The organism is Streptomyces luteogriseus, from assembly GCF_014205055.1.
GTDB classification, from domain to species: domain Bacteria; phylum Actinomycetota; class Actinomycetes; order Streptomycetales; family Streptomycetaceae; genus Streptomyces; species Streptomyces luteogriseus.
The window spans coordinates 3,213,136-3,232,977 of the sequence record NZ_JACHMS010000001.1; the positions used below are offsets into that span (position 1 = coordinate 3,213,136).

Below are 19,842 nucleotides of genomic sequence, written 5' to 3' on the forward strand. Positions count from 1 at the left end.
GCGTGTGCCGAGGCCGAGGTCATGCGTCAGCCGGGCTTGCGCGCCTCGAAGAGGTGGCGGGTGCTGTGGGCGACGAAGGGGCCCTCGGCGCGGATGAGCTCGTGCAGCTCCCGCAGCCGCGGCTCGTACGCCTCCACGGTGAAGCCGGGGACCATCCAGACCACCTTGCGCAGGAAGTGCACGACCGCGCCGATGTCGTGGAACTCCATGCGCAGCCGCTCCGCCCGCAGATCGACGACGTCGAGCCCGGCGGCCTCGGCGTCGGCACGCTCGCGTTCGGGATGGCGGGCACCGCGCACCCCGTCCGGCTGGGGCCCGAGGAAGTACTCGACGAGTTCGAAGGCGCTGCTCGGGCCGACGTGCTGGGCGAAGTACGTCCCGCCGGGCCGGAGCACGCGGGCGATCTCGTCCCAGTGCGGGCGGACGGGATGGCGGCTGACGACCAGGTCGAAGGCGCCGTCGGCGAAGGGCAGCGGGTCGTCCTCGGCAACGGCGACGACGGCGACGCCGCGCGGACGGAGCAGGGCGGTGGCCTTGGCGACGTTGGGAGGCCAGCCTTCGGTGGCGACCGTGACGAGGGGCGGCTTCGGGGCGGGGGCCGTGGCGAGGGCGAAGTCCAGCACCTCTCCTCCCCCGGTCTGCACATCGAGCACCGCACTCGCCCGGCCGAGACGCTCGGACACCGACACGGCGTATCCCCAGGAGGGACGTGCTTCCGTCGCCCGCCCCTCGAACCAGGAGAAGTCCCAGCCGTCCGTCGGGACGGAGGCCCCTTCGGCGAGGAGGTCTTCGAAGGTGGCGGTGTGCGGGTTCCGGTGCTCTGCCATGGAGGGATGGTGGCAGGGGGTGGACGGGGAAGTCACACGATTTCCGCTCACGCGCTTCCCGCTCACGCGAGGACGAGCATGACGTGCTCGTTGTCCCCTTGCCGGACGGTGCCGGTCCGCTGGAAGCCGTGCTTCTCGAGGAGGCGCACGGAACCGGTGTTGTCGCCGGCGGGGTCGGCGTGCAGGGGCCGGTTCTGCTCCCGCTCCAGGAAGAGGGCGAGGGCGCGGCTGCCGATGCCGCGGCCCCAGTACGGGCGTCCGAGCCAGTACCCGAGGAATCGGCGGTCCCCGTCCCACCAGGTGACGATGCTGCCGGCGACGTCACCGTCGACGGTCACGGCCTGCACGAAGACGGTGTCGTCGCCGAGGACCTTGGTCTTCCAGTGCCGCAGGAACGCCTCGCGCGGCCGAGGGGTGAACCTCGACCGCCGAACGGCTTCCGGATCGTGCTCGTACGCCAGGAAGAACTCGAGGTCGGCTTCCACCACGTCGCGCAGACGCACGTCCACGTCGTCATCGCTCATGCCAGGAGTGTGGCAGCGACCACTGACAACGAGCCTCAGGGGACGAGCGGACGCACTTCTTCCGCCGCGAACCGCACGAATCCCTCCGGGTCGGGTTCGTCCGCCGTCGGTTGCAGGACGACGGTGTCGGCCCCGGCCTCGACCAGCCGGCCGACGGCCTTCGCGACGGCTCCGGCGTCTCCGGCGACCCCGAGGTCCGGCACGGAGTCGACCCCCTCGGCGGCGAGTTCCGCGCGCAGCCGGCTGTCGGCGTCGGGCCCGGTGGCGGTGAGGAGGTAGACGACGACGGGGTGGTGCCCGGCCCCGCGGCCGGCCGCCGCCCGCCCCTCCTCGACGAGCTGCCGTGCCGTGCGCACGCCCTCGGCGTTGGTGGAGGCGGTGAGGATGGTGCCGTCGGCGGCCTCACCGGTGAGCCGCAGCGACCGCGGCCCGGTGGCCCCGGCCAGCACCCCGCCGTGCGGTCCCTCCGGCGGCCAGTCGAGCGCGACGTCGTCGAGCGTGACGTACCGCCCTTCGACGGTGACCCGCTCGCCGGCCAGCAGGGCCCGGAGCGCGACGAGATGCTCTCGCAGCAGGGTGACGGGCGACTCGACCCGGGCACCGACCTGCCCCATCCAGTCCTGCACGCCGTGCCCCACACCGAGGATCGCCCGACCGGGGAACATCCGGTGCAGCGAGGCGGCCTCCATGGCGGTGATGGCCACGTTCCGCAGGGGCACGGGCAACAGTCCGACCCCGACCCGCAGCCGCTCGGTCCACGCGAGGGCGGCGGCGGCGGTGGAGATGCCACCTTCTCTGAAGCAGTCCTCCCAGAGCCAGAGCTCCTCGAGCCCGGCCCTCTCCGCGACCGCACAGACGGACCGCAGTCGCTCGGGGGACAGTTGGGGGCGGAAGACTGCGCCTAGGGGAGTCATGCCGGGTTCCTACCCAGGACCGGAGGTGCGGAGCAACCCATTTATCAGCTGTCCGAGACAGCCGGGTGGGCCGGCGTCAGGTCGACACGCAGGCGGCCACCGTACGAGTGGCCGCCTGCCGGTCGGAGCTGTGGTTCGGCTCAGCGGTTGACGGCCTGGATCTCCTGTACGACCACGTCCTGCGTGGCGCCGAACGTGCCGTCGGGGAGGTCGCCGCTCGCGCCGCCGCTGCCGGTCCAGTCGATCTCCCAGGTGACGGTGGCCTGGAGCGGGTACGTGCCGTTGCCCGAGGAGCGCAGGTACCTCACTCCGCAGGCCGGCGTCCGGTCCGCCTTGCCCTTCGCGTAGGGCTCACCGATGCGTCCGTTGTCGATCGGGCAGACTCCGGAGGCCGGGTAGGTCTCGGCGTCCTTGGTGCCCGGTTCGATTCTGAGAGACGTGGGCCTCGCCGTCGCGGTCGCCGTGACGCCGATGACCGGTACGGAGGCGGTGACGGAGACCGGCTTGAAGTCGGCGGCGTCCAGCCAGGCCCAGGTCGGCAGGTTGACCTTGGTCTGGTTTGCGGGGGCCAGGGTCACCTTGGTGCCGGGGACTCGGATCTCGGCGTAGGCGAGTTCGGCCAGGACCTTCGGAGTGACGGCGTTCTTGATGTTCGCGGGCGGGGGGTCGCCCTGGTCCACCCAGAAGATGGGCTCCTCACAGGAGTCCCAGCCCGGAGGGAAGTCCTTGTTGACGAAGGAGTCCCAGAAGTAGCCCTTGCCGGTCTTGTCCTTGTTGAAGTCTTTGTAGGGGTGCCCGTTGACGTAGCGGTCCCGCTGCTTCGCGTCCCACTCGTAGCCCGTCGAACCGGCCTCCCAGGTCGGCTCGAGGTACTTCTTCAACTGGTCCGGGGTGTACTTCGGGGCGTACCAGCAGGGCGGCGGGGACCAGGACGTGGTCGACGTGAGCGCGCCCGCGGAGTTGCCGCTGCCGTTCTTCGATCGGTCGAAGACGACGCCGCCGACGGTGACGGAGACGGTGCCGTCTTTGCCTGCGTTGGCGCTCTGCTGGCTGTCCCCGTTGTTCCCGTACTTGTCGCGCTTGGCGAAAGCCGTCTGGGCAGCGAAGACAGAGCAGCACACCAAGGTCAGGATTGTTATGACTCGCGCCGAGTTTCTTACGGCTGGCACGCCTTGTTCCCCCTGTCCGAGCCGATGTTGGACGTCTGCCAGACGCCATCGGCGTTTCTGGTGAGGCTGGTGTTGTACAGCACGTAGGAGTCCGCATCCGCCGGCGACCTGTCGACCTTCTTGGTCTTCCGGTTCTTGATGTAGGACTTGCTCTCATCGGAGCAGTAGGTGACATAGGCCTTCGACTCGCCGGTGAGGTTCACCTTGTAGTCGAAGTAACGCGTCTCCCCGATCCATGTGTCGCCGCCGTCGATGTACCGCTGGGCGTAGGAGACCGAGGATTCCAGCGCCTTGCCGACGTTGTAGAAACCGAGGGCCTTGGTGTCGGTGTTCCCCTTGAGGATCGCCTCGTCCACGGAGTTGACGCTCAGCGTGCTGTCCTTGAGGACCGCGTCCTTGGCGGCGTCGCCGGTCTTCGTGTACTCGAAGACATTCTTGGCATCGGACGGGAAGGTGATGGCCGGCCGGCCGGCGGACGCCGCTTCGCTCTCGCTCGGCGAGGGCGACGCCTTGTCGCCGGTGTCGGCTCCCGCGATCTTGTCGTTGTCCTTGGGTGCGGAACTGTCGTCGCTTCCGCACGCGGACAGCGTCAGGGCCGCTGCGGCGGTCAGCGTGAGCGCTGCGAGCAGGGTGGGGCGGCGGTTCACGGTCGGCTCCCGGTCAGAGGCGAAGCTTCTCTTGAGCGAACCAAAGCTATACAGCGGGGTGCGGACGCACCAGGGTGAAGCTTGTCAACCGGCGGGGCGTATGAGGAGGAATCGGCGTTTCGTCGTCCGGTTCGAGCCGTAACGGTTGCATAACGCGTCATTGGCGGACGTCAACAGCGGTGCCAGGTCGGGCGTTTCAGTCAGGAATCAGCAAAGGGCGTAGGCCCGTGGGCCCATGTGAGGGCTGCTGTCCGCGGATACCTTCGGGGCGGAGAGCCGTTGGCATGCGACACGGTCGGAGGGGGCCTGGATGGGGCGGCGTTGGCGGGACGGGCAGGGGGAGCTGGTCGTGCACGGGGGTGGTGGCGAGGCGTCCGTCAGGGTGCCGCTGGAGATCGCCGCCTCCTATCGGGCCCGTACGAAGGGGCTGTTGGGGCGGGACTCCCTCGACGGGGCGATCCTGCTCTCCCCGGCCAACAGCGTGCACACCTTTCGGATGCGCATGGCGATCGATGTCGCCTATCTCGATCGGCGTCTTCGCGTCATCGCCGTGCGGACCATGCGGCCCGGGCTGCTGGGGATGCCCCGGTTGCGGGCCCGGCATGTGGTGGAGGCGGAGTCCGGGGCGATGAGGGGGTGGGGGATGCGGGAAGGGGCCCGGGTGGAGGTCGTCGTGGCGCGGAGTCAGGCGCACGACGCCGGCGCCGGTCATCCCCGCTCGTGACGTGCGTGACGGTCGGCTGAGTCGGTGACCGGCCGCCGCGCGCGGTGTGCCGGCGGCCGTGCGGGGGAAGCGCGGCCGCGACACGAGTGCGTCAGCGCGCGTCAGGCCCACCCGGCTTGCCTTTCGGACAGGGGGCAGCCGACAGCGGCCCGGGCGCCTGGCCGGGAGCCGCTCGCTCCTAGGTGGGGAACCCCTCGCCGGAACCGGTCACCCCCGCGAACAGCACGACCGGTTCCTCCTTGTCCTCGTGGCCGACGCTCACGGCGAGCAGACGGTCACCGACCCGCCAGTACAGGAGGTCGCCGAAGTATCCGCTCTCGCACAGGTACCGGAAGAAGGGCGGGAGGTCGTCTTCGTCCGGATCCATGAAGGCGTGCACGCAACCCTCCATGGAGAGGGTGGCGTGCGGGCCCCATCGGGCGTCCAAGGCGGCTGCCAGGTCGATCAGCTCCCCCTCGAACTCCTCGCTGGTCCGCATGAGCTCGCCCCAGTCGTCGTTCGGCGGAGCGAAGTCACGGCTCTCGCGCAAGATCACGAGGTGGTAGGCGGCGTCGCTTCCGGTCAGGGGGCGGGCAAGGAGGTCGCTGATCCGGGCCAGATGCTGCTGCACGCTCATCGAGGGGCACTCACCACTTCGTCGTTCACCGCCGGCCCTCCGGCTCGGTGAGCCCTATCGTCACAGCTTCGGACCCGTTGCGGGTACGGGCATGGGTTCCAGGGCGCCGCTCTCAGCGAGGGCTCTGTGAGCCGCAAGGACCGTTTCGGTGTCCGGGGTCTCGCCGGGGCTCACCGCGAGGTCCAGGACCAGACCGCCGTGCTCGGTGGGCAGCCGTCGGGCCGTGAAGTCGCCGGGGACGCGCGCGGCACGGTTCTCGGAGAGGTAGACCGACCAGCCGCAGCGGGGGGCGGGGGCCGACAGACCGTAGGCCGCCTTGACGGTCTTGAACAGTTCACGATCGTAGGCAAGGCCGGTGTCCGGGTCCCAGGCGTCCGCCAGCGCGGCGAGGATCTCGGCGAGACGGTCCGCGAGCGGCGAGGCCGACGCCCCGGGCCCGGGGAAGAGCTTCACGATCACGAAGAACGGGCTGTGCTCGTTCGTGCCGCCCGCCGAGACCCACACCTGGACGTAGCCACCGTCAGGCCGGCGTCCGACCACGTGGGCTGTCCAGCCGATGATGCCGACGTCGTCATGCGTGTTCGCCGCCTGGAGCGCTGTCGCGAACTCACCCGCACTCCGGGGCACCAGGGGGCCGGGGCCGTCGTCGTCCACGTCCCAACGCCACTCCGTCAGCTCGCCGTCGGACAGTTCCGTCAGCCGGGCGAGGAGCACCGACCAGCGTTCCGCCTGCTCCTGCGGCGTCTCGGATCTGGCCCACCAGTGCACAGCCACCGTCACCGCACTCATGATCCGCACTCCCGTCTTTCACTTCTCCCACGGTGTGTACTTGACGACCACCCCGATGCCGGCTTCGTCGAAGGCTTCCTCCGCCGCCTCGGCCACCGCCTTGTTGGAGAAGTTCCACTCGACCGGCTTCCCGTTCGCCGCACTCAGCTGCCGCCGCGCCTGCTCGACGAACTTGGTCGCCTGAGCGGGTTCGAGTGTGCCGTCCGCCCGCACTTTGTTGCTGTAGCCGAACTTCGCCTCGACGTAAGTCTGCCGTGCCGAATCCCACCCGTCGAAGTCGACGTCCCTGCCGGTCCTGGGGTCCTTGACAGCGTATTCCTTGCCGCGCTTCACCTTGGAGACCTGCTCCTGGTAGCGCATCCACACCTCTGACTTCGGCCAGTACGCCACCGCCTTCTTGGCCTTCCAGTGGCCGTCGCCACCGTCCTTGGAGCCCTTCCGCGGGTTCCTCAGGTCGTTGTACCAGGACGGCTTCTTCCACTTGGCGACCTTCTTGCGGCTTTCCTCCTTCCTCGCCTCCTTCTCGGCCTTTTCGGCCTCCTCGGCCTGCTTGCGGGCTTCCTCGGCCTGCTTCTTGGCCTCTTCGTCGCAGCCCCCCTCGGCCAGCACGACGTAAGGGGAACGGGACCCCCCGGCGGCGAGGACGGTGGTGCCGCTGCCGGCCGACCCGGTCAAGCCCGGGGCGCCGCCGTACGGGACACGGCGGCCGGGAGCGGAGGCGATGGTGCAGCCGGACTGCCTCGCCCTCTCCTCGGCCGCGTCCGCCGCCTCGTCGGCCTCCTTCGCCGCCTTCTCGGCGGCGTCGACGTCACCGGCCCTGGCCGCCTTCCTGGCGTCCGCCGCCGCTTCCGCGGCGTTCTCGGTGAGCTTGCCGAGCTTGCCCAGCTTGCCGAGTTTCTGAACGATCTTGGCTTCGCCGTAGCCGGGGATGAAGAGCGAGCCGACGTTCCAGACGACGTTCGTGACCGCACGGGTCTTCTCGCCGTTGTTCCACTGGTCGCGGACCTCGTCGCCCACGAACATGTCGTCCAGGACCTTGACGCCCGTGTTCCACGAGGCGCCGCCCCAGTCGGTGAGCGCGTCGAAGTAGTCGCCGTTCTCCCACTTCCCGCCCGCGTCCTTGGCATCCTCGGACCACTGATCGCCCAGCGAGCTGCCGTAGTCCTTCAGGCCTTCCCACGCCTTGCCCGGGTTGGTGACCGTGTCCCAGATGCCCGTGACGTCACCCCAGATGCCGTCGACGAAGAGGCCCTGCCCCACCTGCTTGAACTGGTCCCCCACGCAGCCGAAGAAGGCCCCGAAGCCGGAGGTGCAGCCCTCGTCACCGCCTTCGTCGGCGCCGTCCTCGGCGGCCTCCTCGTCCTCCTCCCAACCCGGCTCGTCCTCTGCCGCTTCGTCCTTCTCCTCGTCGGTCTCCTCGGTGTAGGAAGCGCCGGTGTCCTCGCCGGAAACGCCGCCGGTGACACCGTTGGATCCGCCCTCGCCGCCCTCGCCGCCCTCGCCGTCCTGCGAGGCAGAGCCGTTCCCTCCGCTGTTTCCGCCGGGCGGGCCACCCGAGACGGATCCACCCGTGTCCTGACCTCCGGGGTCGGCTCCGCCGGTGTCCTGACCTCCGGAGTCGGCTCCGCCGGTGTCCTGACCTCCGGAGTCGGCTCCGCCCGCGTCCTGACCTCCGGAGTCGGCTCCGCCCGCGTCCTGACCTCCGGAGTCGGCTCCGCCCGCGTCCTGACCTCCGGAGTCGGCTCCGCCGGGCCCGGTTCCTCCGGTGCCGCGGTTGCCTGTGCCGCCGACACCGGCTCCGCCGTCTTCGTCACCCTGGCCGCCGTCTTCGTCACCCTGGCCGCCGGCGCCCTGATCACCCTGGCCATGGCCCTCCTGGCCCTCCTGGCCCGGGTCGGCCGGTCCGGACCCGTCGGGCCTCTCACCGTCGGTCCCGTCAGCGCCGTCCCCGGCCTGAACCTCCTCGCCGCCGTTTCCCGCCGCCGCCGGGCACGCCGTACCGGTGACCTTGCACACCGCCGACTGAAGACCGGTGAAGATCTGCGTCCCCAGCCCGCTGACCACCAGCGCGGCGATGATCGCCGCGACCACGGCCACCAGCCCCGCGTACTCCACCGCCGTCTGGCCCTCGTCCCGGCGCCAGCGGATCATCCGCGCCATCGAGAACGGGCGACGATCCGCTCGCTCCGCATCCGGCAGCCGGAACCACTCCCGGCTCTGCCGACGGGTCAGGAACACGACGATCAGGATGGGCAGGAAGAGTTGCGTGAAGCCCCGCCCCGAGCCGTCTCCGACGTTGCCCAGAGCAGCGAGGATCAGCCATGCCTGCAGGGCGAGAAGGCCCCGCCACACCCACACGCCGCCTGACCAGGACCTGCGCGCGAGCACCCACCCGATCGTGCCCGGCGCCGCCGCGAACGCCACCTGCCCCAGCAGACGGATGTCCACGGCGTCCAGCGACGCCGCCGTCGCCAGCAGACCGATCCCGCCCAGCACCGTGAAGGCGAACAGCGTGTGGACGAGCACCAACGCGACCGACAGCGGCCCGGGCAGCTCCCGGCGCCGCCCACTCCCCGACGACCATCCATCGCCGCCGAACACCGGAACGCCCCCGAACGCAGACATGCCACTCCTCAACTCGGCGAGCAGGAGGACCGGTCAGGGGAAGGAGGGCCGTACGGGCGCGCCCCAGGAGATGGGGCGAAGGCGGCTACGGCTACGGCTACGGCTACGGCTACGGCTACGGCTACGGAGGCTTGTGCGCCGAGTCGTGACGGTATCCGCGCCGGGGCCCGCTCACGTACGGCATACAACCCCGGTCCCGCGGCTCCGCGGACCCGTGAACGCGCAGCCGGTGCCGCGTCCAGGCGCTCCGGATGACCTCGATCCCCCTCGTCGATCCAGGTCCAGAGCGTACGTTCGGTCACTTCAAGCCACCTGGGCCCACAGGCCCAATCCCAGGCCCAATTCCTCTGGGGACGGGCCTGTTGCGGCTGACACAGGCACCACGATTCAGCGCGAGCGGCTTTCCAGGGCCGGACCAGGCCGGTCCCGCGGCCGGGGTGTGGCGGGACCGGTCTGCTGTCAGGTCGCCGAGCGGGGGAAGGAGACCTCGACGCGGCGGTTCTTCTTGCGGCCGGTTTCCGAGGAGTTGTCTGCGATGGGGTACTGCTCGCCGTAGCCGCGGACCTCGTAGGTGACGTTGGAGTCGGTGAGCTCCTGGTCGAGGACGTTCTGTACGGCGTCGGCCCGCTTCCTGGACAGGACGTCGCCGTGGGCGGAGGAGCCGAGGTTGTCGGTGAAGCCGAAGACGCGGATCTTCGTCGCGTTCTGCGTCTTGATCTCCTCGGCGATCGCGGAGATCCGGGCCTTCGCCTCGCCGCTGAGTTTCGCGCTGTCCTTGCCGAAGAGGACCTCGGCCTGGAGGGCGAACTTGACGTCGGCGTTGGTGTCTTCACGGCGTTCGTCGCCGCTTTGGTCTTCGACGACCTGTTTGATGTCGAGGACCTTGGGGTCGGCGAGGGTGGCGCCTTCGGGGAGTTTGAGGTCGGGGTCGTTGGGGTCGACCTCCACGGGGGCGGAGGCGGAGGCCTCGGTGCCGGGGGGTACGCCGGGGGTCTCGTCGGCGTGGGCCGAGACGGCGCCGTAGATGTTCGTGGCGACCATGAGGCCGGCGGCGGTGAGGACGAGGGCGAGGCGGGGAGTCGCCGGGCGGGTGCGCGTGCGGGTCTTCATGGCCGGCCTCACCCGGAGATCTTGATGGTGCCGCTGGAGAATGTCGGGACCTGCAAGTCGACCTCTGTCGTGCTCGTCGGAGGTGCGGGGAACTGCATGAAGACCGGGAGGGTCTGCCCCGCCTCGAGGTTGCCGAGGCCGGTTGTCGTCAGTGGGCGCCCTTCCGTGTCCCGGAGCGTGTAGTAACGCTTCTTCCCCTTGGCATCCACGAGGGTGGCGCCACCGAGCGAGGGACCGTGCGCGATGACCTCCGTCTCGTCACCGCTCGTCTGAGGAGGGACCACCGCGGACTTGTCTCCGTCGTTCTTCACGACTCCGTTCACGGTGAGGAAGCCGCCCGAATCCCTCGCGGCAGACGTGATCTGAAGGAGCAGTCCGCCCGTGCCCTTCAGTTCCGCCAGCGGTGTCTCCGCCTGCCCTTCCTGAGCACTCGGTTTGGATCCACGGTCCTTGGATGCGGACGCGGACGGGCTCGACTTGTCATCGCCGTCGCCACCACCGCCACAGCCGGCCACACCGAGGGCCAACCCGGCCGCAACGGTCAACGCGACCATTCCCCTGCGGGCCTTCGCAGTGAACCGAATGCTCATCTCTCTGCTTCCTTCATCACTCGTCGTTCGCTACTGGGTCGGCCAGGTGGACGTCGAAGAGGTCTTCGGGCTCCGGCAGGACATCGAGGTCGTCCGGGTCCAGCTCCCAGGGCTCCTCGCCCTCGCACAAGAGCTTCGGCAGGACGTCGGGGCCCGCGTTCCCGGCTGGGGGAGCGATTTCGCAGCGGGCCTCGATCACCGCAGTGGCGGAAGCGTGCGCCTTTCGGTTCGCTTCGCCGGGGACGATCGAGTCCCCCATGGGCTTGTTGGTCTGCACCTCGACCGTGAAGCTCAGAGGGCCATCCGGAACACAACCTCGGCCGGTCACCTGTGCATCGTTCTGTGCGGCCAGCTGATGTGCACGCCAGCACGAGGGACCCAGCCCTTCTGCGTTCCCGTGGAAGATCGCTTGCCACTTGCCCGGGTCGAGTACGTCCTTCACCCACGCGCCGGCGAGTTGGTCCCGCCTGTCCTGCGCCGCCGCGAGAGCCGCCGCGTCGGCGGCTGTCTGGGCACCGTTCCTGTTCGCCGCGGCCTGGCCGACCGCGAAGTAGGCGAACGCGAGAAAGAGCAGGCTCCCCACCACAGTGATGTAGATGGGGAAAGCCTGCCCTGCGTCGCCGTACCGGCGAGGTCGCGTCAAGGAGCGACCTTTGCGATCTGAGCCTGGATCTTCCCGAGGATCGTCTGGCCGAGGCTCGTACCCGTAATCGCCAGCACAATAGCCACCACCACCGCGATGATGCCCAGGTACTCGACCGCCGTCTGCCCCCTGTCGCCCGCGCGGCGGCGCATCGCCTCGGCCGTCGTGTTCTTCCAGCCGTTCACGCGGACCTTGGTCGCGACGGCGGTCTTCAGCATCAGGTCGCTCATGGTGTTCCCCTCCGGTTTCGGCTGTGTCGCTTTCGACACGAGGAACGTACGGCGCAGCGCCCTGTCCGCCAGAGGGCCCCTGGGCCCAATTCCGGACCCAATGGGCCGGGCCCCGCCGTCGGTTGTTCCCCCCTCGCGTCACCGGAGGTCACCCCCGTCCCCGATGTGCGTCCGGCGCCGTGCCGATCCACTTCGCGGCGGCCTCGGAGCGGCTGGTGCTGTGGAGTTTGGCGAAGATGCGGTTGATGTGGTTCTTGACGGTTTTCTCGCTGATGAAGCACGTGGCGGCGATCTGCTGATTGTTCATGCCGGACGCGATGAGGTCCATGATCTCCGCCTCCCTCGTGCTCAGTTGGAACCGCGACCTGTCGGGAGCGGCCGGAGGGCCACTCGTCCACTCAGACGAAGACTGTCCCACATGCGGTTGCATCTGCGAAAGGTTTTCCGGATAAGTAACCGGGCGAGAGGGCTGCTGCATGGGGAAATGAGCTGGTGGAGCTGGCTGTTGAGGCGGACTATACGACTTCCCGGAGGCGGAAATTCCGTATGCAGTCGCACTCGATGACTGGCCCAGACCGTCCGGAAGCGGCGAGGCCGGGGCCCGGTCCTGGCGGAGTCGGGCCAGGAGGGCGCCCGCCGCCGTCGGGGTGAAGTGGGCCCGGCCCTCCTTGATGTCCCGTACGGCGTCGACCAGCTGGTCCGCCGTGAACTCGCCGTGGACCAGGTAGCCGCCCGCCCCCCGGCGCAGGGCCTCCTGGACGATCTCCGACTCCCTGCTGTAGGTCAGCATCACGACCGGCGCGATCCGGACCAGGTACGGGAGGGCCGAGATGCCGTCCACACCGGGCATGCGGACGTCGAGGAGGACGACGTCCGGGCGGTGCTGGTGGGCGGCCTCGTAGGCCTGGCGGCCGTCGGCGGCCTCCGCCACCACCTCGATGTCCGGGCGGCCGGAGAGCAGCGCGGTGAGGCCGGCGCGCACGACGGGGTTGTCGTCCGCCACCACGACCCGGAGGTGGTGGGCCGGTGGTGCCGGATGCGGCAGCGGGAGTTCGGCGAACGGGTGGTGCGGTGGCGGCTGCGGGGCGCCGGTGGGGTGGGGCGTCTGGTCCGGCATCAGGGGCCTCCTCTCGGGTCGTGGGGTCATGCGGTGGGGGTGGTCAGGGCGGCCAGGGGGAGTTCCAGGCGGACCTCCGTGCCCTGGGGGTGGCCGCCGCGGCCTATGCGGATGCGGGCGCCGACCGAGGCGGCGCGTTCGACCATGCCGACCAGGCCGAAGTGGCCCGCGCGGCGCAGTTGTTCGAGGGTGGTGCCGGGTGGGAGGCCGCGGCCGTCGTCGTAGACGCTGATGCGGAGCAGGTCACCGTGGACGCCCGCGCTGACGTCGACGCGGGTGGGGCGGGCGTGGCGGTGGGCGTTCTCCATGGCTTCCGAGGCGATGGTGAGGAGCTGGCGGGCCACGGCCGGGGGGACGGGGGGCACGGCGTGGGCGCCGGTGGGGCGGTAGACCGCCGGGAGGCCGGAGCGGGCGCTGAAGTCGCGGGTGCGGGCGGCCAGTTCGACCAGGACGTCGGTGGCCTGGTCCGGGTCCGCTTCGCGGCGCAGGTCGGCCAGGAGCTCGCGGGATTCGGCGGCGGCCCGGCGGGCCGAACGGGCGACCAGCGCTGCCTGGTGTCTCACCAGGGCCGGGTCCATGCGGTCGGCGTTCGTCGAGGTGGTGAGGCCGTCTGCGGCCAGGGCCACGCCGTGCAGGGTCTTGGCGACGGAGTCGTGCATCTCGCGGGCGAGCCGGGCGCGCTCGGCGCTGACCGCTTCCGTCACGGCGAGACGGGCCTGGACGGTGGTGAGGGCCTGGGTGGCCGCGCCGAAGCGCAGCATGAGGTTGCGCAGGCTGGAGCCGACGGCGCCGGCGATGACGCAGAGTCCGGGCAGGAGGGCGGACTCGGTGATGCCGGGGGCCGGGTTCTCCTGTGCCGCGTGGATGAGGAGCAGCAGGAGGGCCTGGAGGGAGGCGAAGACCGCCGCGCCTCGCCAGCCGTAGACGAGGCCTGCCAGAAGGGGGGTGCAGACACTGACGTAGGCGAGAGTGCTGCCGGGGCCGGCGGCGATCAGGAGCAGGGCGCCGAAGAGGGTGTCGAGGGCGAGGAGGGAGGGGTGGCGCAGGAGGAGGGGGCCGAAGCGTTCCCAGTCCCTGAAGAGGACGTAGGAGGTCATGAACGTGACGACCACGGCCGCGCCGACGAGGCGGGTGGGCAGGCCGTCGTTCGCGTTGACGAGTGCGGTGGGAGTGGCCAGGGCGATCATGGCCAGCCTGAAGCCGAAGACCTGGCGGCACATGGCTTGCAGGGCGTTGACCTGGATGTCGATCGTGGGGCTGGCGGCGACGGCCGGCCCTGCGGCGGGGGCCGGGGTTTCCACCGGACCGCTCGTGCGGGCTTCGTCGTCGGGCGCGGGCGGCTCCTGCGGGGGCGCGGCGCCATCCAGCGCAGGCCGCTTCCCCAGGCGCCCGGCCCCATCGATCGCGGCCGACCCCCCTCGGCACGCAACCCCATCAAGCGCAGACGCCTCCTGCGAAGGCCCGGCGCCATCCAGCGCAGGCCGCTTCCCTGAGTGGGCGGCGACACCGAGCGAGGGCGACTCCTGCGGGAGCGCAACCCCATCAAGCGCAGACGCCTCCTGCGAGGGCGCGGCCCCATCGATCGCGGGCGACTCCTGCGGCGGCGCGGCGTCACCAACCGCGCCCGGCTCCCGCGGCGGCGCGGCGTCACCAACCGCGCCCGGCTCCCGCGGCGGCGCGGCGTCACCAACCGCGCCCGGCTCCCGCGGCGGCGCGGCGTCACCGACCGCGTCCGGCTTCCCTGGGCGCCCGGCGTCATCGGAGGCGGAGCGACCGTTCGCGTGCGCCCGTGGACCGTCGGACGTCGGCAGCGGTTCCCGCGCAAGGGCATCCGCCGCAGAGCCCCGGCCCGCCTCCGCCTGGCGGTGCCCTCCCCCCTTCATCTGCGGCGTCGGTCCTCCAGCCGCCGCCTCCCACCCCGGCGGCAGCGCGGGCGTCACGGACGTCACCGGTACGTCCGGCGCGCCCGTGCGGACATGCGGGGGCAGCACCGTCCCCGCCGGGGGCGTCGTGATCTCCGGGTTCTGCTCGGCCCGGCGGCGGCGTCGTCCCAGCAGACCCGTCCGCTCCCCTGTCATCGACATACCCTCGCCCTCCCCTACTTCCCCGTCACCGAGCCGAAGTCCGTGCCCGAGCCGAGGATCAGGCCCGCGCCGAGCAGGAGCATCGTGGCCGGGACCATGAAGGTCGTGATCATCACAGTGGCCTTGGGGACGGCCCGGGCCGCCTTGCGGCGGGCGTTCTGTGCGTCCGTGCGGCGCATGTCCTTCGCGAGGGACACCAGCGTGTCGACGATCGGCGCGCCCAGTTCCTCGCCCTGCTGCAGTGCCGTCACGAACATCGCCACCTGCTCGGAGTCGTTGCGGCGGCGCAGTTCCGCGAAGGCCTGGCGGCGGCTCATGCCGAGGTCCATCTGACGCAGGGTGATGCGCAGTTCGTCCGCCCAGGGGCCCTCGTACCGGGACGAGACCCGGTCCAGCGCCTGTCGGAAGCCGAGGCCCGCGCTCACCACGACCGCGAGGACGTCCAGGAAGTCCGGGAGGGTCCGTTCGATGACGTCCTTGCGGATGCGGATCGCCGACCAGATGCCGACCTCCGTCCAGAACGCGCCGAAGGCCAGCAGGAGCAGGGCGACCAGCAGCTGGCCCCGCATGAGGAAGACGAGGAAGCCCACGGCTCCGAGGAAGCCGTAGACCGCCCGGCGCGCGGCGTACCTGTCGATCGTCAGGCCGCCGGGGTTGCCCGCGAGGTCGATCTTGCGGCGGTACTTCGCCACCAGTTTCGGGCCCATCAGGCGCAGGACGGCGGGCGCGTAGCGCATGCCCATGCGGTCGATGAGCGAGTCGACCGCGCCGGTGCGGGTGGAACCCACCTCCAGGGCCAGTGCGAGGTCACCGGGCAGTTTGGCCTCCGCCCGGTACATGCGGACGCCGGCGAAGACGCCCCAGACACCGAGGCCCATCAGCAGGGCGAGAAGCAGTCCCATGGTTGCCTCCTCTCAGACGTCGATGCGGGACAGGCGGCGGATGAGGACGAAGCCGACGGCGTAGAGCGAGAAGGCGATGATGACCGCCGCCTGGCCGAAGGGGGAGCCGGTCATGCGGTCCAGGGCGCCGTCCTTCACCCCGTTCATCAGGAACAGGGAGCCGACGCCCAGGACCGGGACGGCGTATGACGTCATGGTGACCTGGGAGAGCTGGGTGCGGACCTCGCGCCGGGTCTCCTTGCGTTCCTCCAGCGTCTCCGTCAGGTTCCGCAAGGCGCTCACGACCTGCCCACCCGCCCGGTTCGACAGCACCAGCGTGGTGACCAGGACGACCAGTTCGCGGGAGGGGAGGCGGTCGGCCAGTTCGCCCAGCGCGTCGTCCATCGAGGCGCCGATGGCCAACTGGTTGGACACCTTGCCCAGTTCCTCGCCCGCCGGGGCTTCCATCTCCTCCGCCGCCATCCCGATCGCCGTACGCAGGGCGAGTCCCGCCTGGGTCGCGTTGGCCAGGATCCGGGCCATCTCCGGGAGCTGGTTGATGAACTTCTCGATGCGTTTCTGGCGTTGCCAGTTGAGGAACTGGACCGCCACGCCGATGCCGAGCAGGCCGGCCAGCGGGCCGAAGAACGGGGCCAGCGCCGCCTGGCCGATCAGCCACAGGCTCGCGACCGTGGCGAGCATGGAGACGAAGAACTCACCCGGGGTGATGTCCAGGCCGGTCGCCGCCAGGCGCAGCTCCAGCTTCTTGCCGAGTTTGGTGCGCCGCAGACGGCGGTCGATCCCGCGGAAGTTGCGGCGCCGGCCGCCCGCCGGGACCTGGCCGGTGGCGGACAGGCGGTCGACCAGGTCCTGCCGCTGCGCCTTGCCCATGGCGTAGGAGTGCAGGCCGACGACCACCAGGACGCAGGTCAGCAGCGTGATGCCGGTGGTGAGCGTGATGAGCGATTGCAGTTCCATCGGTCGGGTCCTACCTGGCTTCTCGGGTGGCTAGCTGGTCCGCGGACCGGGCGATGCCGAACGCCTGCGGGAGGGGCTGGTTCGCCATGTAGAGGCGGTCGGCGGTGCGGCGTGGGAGGGGGTAGTACTCGAAGGAGCCGTGGATACGGCCGTCGGGGCTCATCGGCTGTGCGTTGAAGCGGGCGACCGTGACCAGCCGGTACGGGTCGCTGCCGTGGCTGTCCATCAGCGCGATCTCGGTGATGCGGCGGGCGCCGTCCGCGAACCGGGTCAGCTGCACGATGACGTCGACCGCGCTGTTGATCTGGTCGTGCAGCGCCACGAAGGGGATCTCCACGTCCGACATGGAGGCCAGGGTCTGCAGCCGCATCAGCGCGTCCTCGGCGCTGTTGGCGTGGACCGTGGCCAGCGAGCCGTCGTGGCCCGTGGACATCGCCTGGAGCATGTCGAGGGACTCGCCGCCGCGGACCTCACCTACGACGATCCGGTCGGGGCGCATGCGCAGGGAGTTGCGGACGAGGTCGCGGATGCTGATCTGGCCCTTGCCCTCGACGTTCGCCGGGCGCGACTCCAGGCGGATGACGTGGGCCTGCTGGAGCTGGAGTTCGGCGGAGTCCTCGATGGTGATGATGCGTTCGCCGTCGGGGATCAGCCCGGAGAGGGCGTTGAGCAGGGTCGTCTTCCCGGTGCCCGTCGCGCCCGAGACGATGACGTTGAACTTCGCCTGCACCAGGCCCGCCAGCAGGTACAGCATGTGCTCGTCCAGCGAGCCGAGTCCGATCAGCTCCTGGAGGGTGAAGGAGCGCGGGAAGCGGCGGATGGTGAGGATGGCGCCCGTCAGGGAGAGCGGCGGGATGATGACGTTGACGCGCTCGCCGGAGGGGAGGCGGGCGTCGACCATCGGGTTCGACTCGTCGACGCGGCGGTTGACCGTCGAGACGATCCGCTCGATCGTCTGCATGAGCTGGTCGTTGGAGGCGAACCGCAACGGCAGTTGCTCGACTCTTCCCCCACGTTCCACGAAGATCGCGTCCGGGCCGTTGACCATGATCTCGGTGATGGACGCGTCCTCCAGCAGCGGCTCCAGGATGCCGAGGCCCAGCGCCTCGTCGACCACCCTGCGGATCAGCTGCGCACGCTCCACCGTCGAAAGGACCGGGCCCTCGCGGCTGATGATGTGTCCGAGCACCCGCTCCAGCCGTGCCCGGCGCTCGGCGGCGGCCAGCGAACTCATCTCCGCGAGGTCGATCTCCTCCAGGAGCTTGGCCCGGTAGGAGGCGACCATGTGGCCGTCCTCGCCCCGGTTGCCGTTCTCCTCGGGGGTGTTGATCCGTGCTCGCAGGCTCATGAGTCCGGTGCTCCGTTCAGTGGTCGCGCGGCATCGTCGCGGTCTTGCGGGCCGTGCCGAAGTTGTCCTTGCCCGGGAAGACCGACGGGATGGTGATCTCGGCGGTGACCGTGACCTCGTCCCCGCCGTAGGAGGCCGGGCAGCTGGTCTCGTCGGCCAGCCAACTGCTCACCGCCGCACGGCAGTCCGCTTCGTACGGCCCCTCCAGCGACGCACTGCGCGCCCCCGTCCTGGCCGCCGTGCCGGCCTGTTGGGCCGTGTAGGCGATCAGGCCCAGCTGCACGGCCCCCAGGGCGACGATCAGGAGGATCGGCAGGAAGCCGATGTACTCGATGGCGACCTGGCCGCGGTCGCGGCCGTTGCGGACACCGTTCATCTCGGTTTCGCCTCCTCGACCGCCCCGGCGTGGCCGTGGACCGTGAACCCGAAGGTCAGCGCGCCGGGGAAGAGGACCGGGACCTGAAGGCGCGCGTCGGCCGTCACGTAGCCGGAGCCCTGGCAGGTCACCTCGGCCCCGGAGCGCCACGCGTCCGACAGGTGCTTGAGCCCGGCCGCCTCGCACACGCCCTGCCTGGCTCCCGGCTCGGCCGCCGTGGCCTGCCGTACCGCCTCGTCCGCGGCGTTGCCCGCGAGGATGTAGGTGTAGCCGATGAGGACGACCTGCCACAGCGCGATCAGCGTCACGATGATCGTCGGCGTCATCCCGAGGAACTCGATGGTCACCTGACCCTTGTCCCGCTCCCACCGCTTCCTTAAGAGCACCCTCATCCCTCCCTCCTCCGCCGAAAGCTCACCGACCCCCGGTCCCCGCCCCGCAGCCCCCGGCCCGCCTTCTGCGCACCGTCGGGGGCCTTGACCAGGCCCAGTTCGCCCGCCAGGCCCCACAGGGCCTGCTTCACCGAGCTCTTGTTCTCCAGTTCGTGGATACGGCCCGCGTCCACGACGCTCTGCAATTCCTTGAAGTTGGCGGGGACGACGGTGGCGGCGACGGCCGTGCCGGTGATCTTCTGGATGAGGGGCGGCTGGATCTCCGTACCGCGCGAGTGCCGGTTGACGACGATGGTCGTCTCCTCGGCCTTGCGGATCTGGAGCCGGTCCCACATCCGCACGGCCCGTTTGGCGCCCCGTACGGCGACCACGTCCGGGGTGGTGATCAGCAGGGCCCGGTCGGCCATCTCCACGGCCGCCGCCCCTGCCCCGCCGAGCTGGGCGCCGCAGTCGATGACGACGACCTCGTAGCGGGAGCGCAGGGCGCTGACGATCTGGCGGGCGGCGCGGTCGGTGACGTCCTCGCCGCGTTCCCCTTCGGCGGGGGCGAGCAGCAGGGCGAGGCCGGTGTCGTGCCGGAAGACCGCGTCGGCCAGGACGCGTGGGGAGATGTCGGTGATGGCGGCCAGGTCGACGACGGAGCGGCGGAACTGGACGTCCAGGTAGGAGGCGACGTCGCCGGTCTGGAGGTCCATGTCGACCAGGGCGGTGCTGCGGCCGGAGGCCTGGGCGGCCAGGGCCAGCTGGATGGCGGTCAGGGTGGTCCCGGCGCCGCCCTTGGCGCCGCTGACCGTGACGACGGTGCCGCCGACGCCGGTGAACACGTCACCGCCCGCGCCCAGGTGGCGCCGTACGCCGACGGACCACTGGGCGACGGCCTGGACGCGGCTGGCGAGTTCCTCGTAGCTGAGCGGGAGGGCGACCAGGCCGCGGGCACCGTAGTCCATGGCGGCCTGGAAGAGGCCGGGGCTCGCGTCGGAGGTGACGAGGATGACGCCGACGGCCGGGAAGCGCAGGGCCACTTCGCGGATCAGCTCCAGCGCCGGGACGGGGCCGATCCGCTCGTGCACCACCACGACCTCGGGCAGTTCGTCGACGGACTCGGCGGCGAGGCGCGCGAGGGTGTCGATGAGCTGGGTGGAGTCGACCACCGGGGCGACGGGCTCGGCGTCCGGGAGCTGACTGAGCAGTGTCGTGATCGACCGGACCGCGTCCGTGTCACCGACCGCCGGGAGGATCCTCGTGGGCATGGCAGCCT

At 70.6% G+C, this 19,842-nt stretch carries 21 protein-coding genes; 1 reads left to right on the plus strand and 20 read right to left on the minus strand.

Annotated elements, in window-relative coordinates:
* Positions 1-26 precede the first annotated feature (26 nt).
* The 5 genes from BJ965_RS13735 to BJ965_RS13755 form a co-directional block, all read right to left on the minus strand.
* Positions 27-827, minus strand: coding sequence for a class I SAM-dependent methyltransferase (locus BJ965_RS13735; protein WP_184908900.1), 801 nt, complete (start codon positions 825-827; stop codon positions 27-29).
* Between the two features lie 62 nt (positions 828-889).
* Positions 890-1,351 carry a GNAT family N-acetyltransferase gene (locus BJ965_RS13740; RefSeq protein ID WP_184908901.1) on the minus strand — a complete coding sequence of 154 codons (462 nt, stop codon included), beginning with the start codon at positions 1,349-1,351 and terminating at the stop codon, positions 890-892.
* Between the two features lie 35 nt (positions 1,352-1,386).
* The gene (locus BJ965_RS13745) at positions 1,387-2,265 is read right to left on the minus strand and encodes an LLM class flavin-dependent oxidoreductase (protein WP_184908902.1); all 879 of its coding nucleotides are present in this window, start codon (positions 2,263-2,265) and stop codon (positions 1,387-1,389) included.
* A 140-nt stretch (positions 2,266-2,405) separates the two neighbouring features.
* Entirely contained in the window at positions 2,406-3,434 is a 1,029-nt protein-coding gene (locus BJ965_RS13750) for a hypothetical protein (RefSeq protein WP_184908903.1), read from the minus strand.
* The gene (locus BJ965_RS13755; protein WP_184908904.1) at positions 3,422-4,081 is read right to left on the minus strand and encodes a hypothetical protein; all 660 of its coding nucleotides are present in this window, start codon (positions 4,079-4,081) and stop codon (positions 3,422-3,424) included. The genes BJ965_RS13750 and BJ965_RS13755 overlap by 13 nt, the downstream gene beginning before the upstream one ends.
* Positions 4,082-4,391: 310 nt before the next feature.
* Here BJ965_RS13755 and BJ965_RS13760 point away from each other — a divergent pair, with 310 nt between their 5' ends.
* Positions 4,392-4,805 carry a DUF192 domain-containing protein gene (locus BJ965_RS13760; protein WP_184908905.1) on the plus strand — a complete coding sequence of 138 codons (414 nt, stop codon included), beginning with the start codon at positions 4,392-4,394 and terminating at the stop codon, positions 4,803-4,805.
* Between the two features lie 178 nt (positions 4,806-4,983).
* On the opposite strand, the gene BJ965_RS13765 is transcribed toward BJ965_RS13760, so the two are convergent.
* The 15 genes from BJ965_RS13765 to BJ965_RS13835 form a co-directional block, all read right to left on the minus strand.
* Entirely contained in the window at positions 4,984-5,421 is a 438-nt protein-coding gene (locus tag BJ965_RS13765; protein WP_184908906.1) for a hypothetical protein, read from the minus strand.
* Positions 5,422-5,481: 60 nt separating this feature from the next.
* On the minus strand, positions 5,482-6,210 hold the full coding sequence (locus BJ965_RS13770; protein ID WP_184908907.1) for an Imm52 family immunity protein: 729 nt from the start codon (positions 6,208-6,210) through the stop codon (positions 5,482-5,484).
* A gap of 18 nt (positions 6,211-6,228) precedes the next feature.
* Entirely contained in the window at positions 6,229-8,835 is a 2,607-nt protein-coding gene (locus tag BJ965_RS39920; protein WP_184908908.1) for a Tox-REase-5 domain-containing protein, read from the minus strand.
* Positions 8,836-9,294: 459 nt separating this feature from the next.
* The gene (locus tag BJ965_RS13780; protein ID WP_184908909.1) at positions 9,295-9,945 is read right to left on the minus strand and encodes an OmpA family protein; all 651 of its coding nucleotides are present in this window, start codon (positions 9,943-9,945) and stop codon (positions 9,295-9,297) included.
* A gap of 8 nt (positions 9,946-9,953) precedes the next feature.
* A complete protein-coding gene (locus tag BJ965_RS13785) occupies positions 9,954-10,535 on the minus strand; it encodes a hypothetical protein (protein ID WP_184908910.1) in 582 nt (193 codons plus the stop codon).
* Between the two features lie 16 nt (positions 10,536-10,551).
* A complete protein-coding gene (locus tag BJ965_RS13790) occupies positions 10,552-11,178 on the minus strand; it encodes a pilus assembly protein TadG-related protein (RefSeq protein WP_184908911.1) in 627 nt (208 codons plus the stop codon).
* Positions 11,175-11,408: a hypothetical protein gene (locus BJ965_RS13795; protein WP_030842584.1), complete on the minus strand. Its 234-nt coding sequence runs from the start codon at positions 11,406-11,408 to the stop codon at positions 11,175-11,177. Before BJ965_RS13795 ends, BJ965_RS13790 begins: the two co-directional genes overlap by 4 nt.
* Positions 11,409-11,556: 148 nt before the next feature.
* The gene (locus BJ965_RS13800; RefSeq protein WP_184908912.1) at positions 11,557-12,525 is read right to left on the minus strand and encodes a response regulator transcription factor; all 969 of its coding nucleotides are present in this window, start codon (positions 12,523-12,525) and stop codon (positions 11,557-11,559) included.
* Positions 12,526-12,551: 26 nt separating this feature from the next.
* Positions 12,552-13,745, minus strand: coding sequence for a sensor histidine kinase (locus tag BJ965_RS13805; RefSeq protein WP_184917128.1), 1,194 nt, complete (start codon positions 13,743-13,745; stop codon positions 12,552-12,554).
* 878 nt (positions 13,746-14,623) lie between these two features.
* Positions 14,624-15,511: a DUF5936 domain-containing protein gene (locus tag BJ965_RS13810; protein ID WP_184908913.1), complete on the minus strand. Its 888-nt coding sequence runs from the start codon at positions 15,509-15,511 to the stop codon at positions 14,624-14,626.
* A gap of 12 nt (positions 15,512-15,523) precedes the next feature.
* Positions 15,524-16,468, minus strand: a complete 945-nt coding sequence (locus BJ965_RS13815; protein ID WP_184908914.1) for a type II secretion system F family protein — start codon at positions 16,466-16,468, stop codon at positions 15,524-15,526.
* A gap of 10 nt (positions 16,469-16,478) precedes the next feature.
* Positions 16,479-17,816 (minus strand): CpaF family protein, encoded by a 1,338-nt coding sequence (locus tag BJ965_RS13820; RefSeq protein ID WP_030842570.1) that lies wholly within the window; start codon positions 17,814-17,816, stop codon positions 16,479-16,481.
* A gap of 16 nt (positions 17,817-17,832) precedes the next feature.
* Positions 17,833-18,192, minus strand: coding sequence for a TadE/TadG family type IV pilus assembly protein (locus BJ965_RS13825; RefSeq protein WP_184908915.1), 360 nt, complete (start codon positions 18,190-18,192; stop codon positions 17,833-17,835).
* The gene (locus BJ965_RS13830; RefSeq protein ID WP_184908916.1) at positions 18,189-18,584 is read right to left on the minus strand and encodes a TadE/TadG family type IV pilus assembly protein; all 396 of its coding nucleotides are present in this window, start codon (positions 18,582-18,584) and stop codon (positions 18,189-18,191) included. The genes BJ965_RS13825 and BJ965_RS13830 overlap by 4 nt, the downstream gene beginning before the upstream one ends.
* Positions 18,581-19,834 carry an AAA family ATPase gene (locus BJ965_RS13835; RefSeq protein WP_184908917.1) on the minus strand — a complete coding sequence of 418 codons (1,254 nt, stop codon included), beginning with the start codon at positions 19,832-19,834 and terminating at the stop codon, positions 18,581-18,583. Before BJ965_RS13835 ends, BJ965_RS13830 begins: the two co-directional genes overlap by 4 nt.
* Positions 19,835-19,842: the final 8 nt, after the last annotated feature.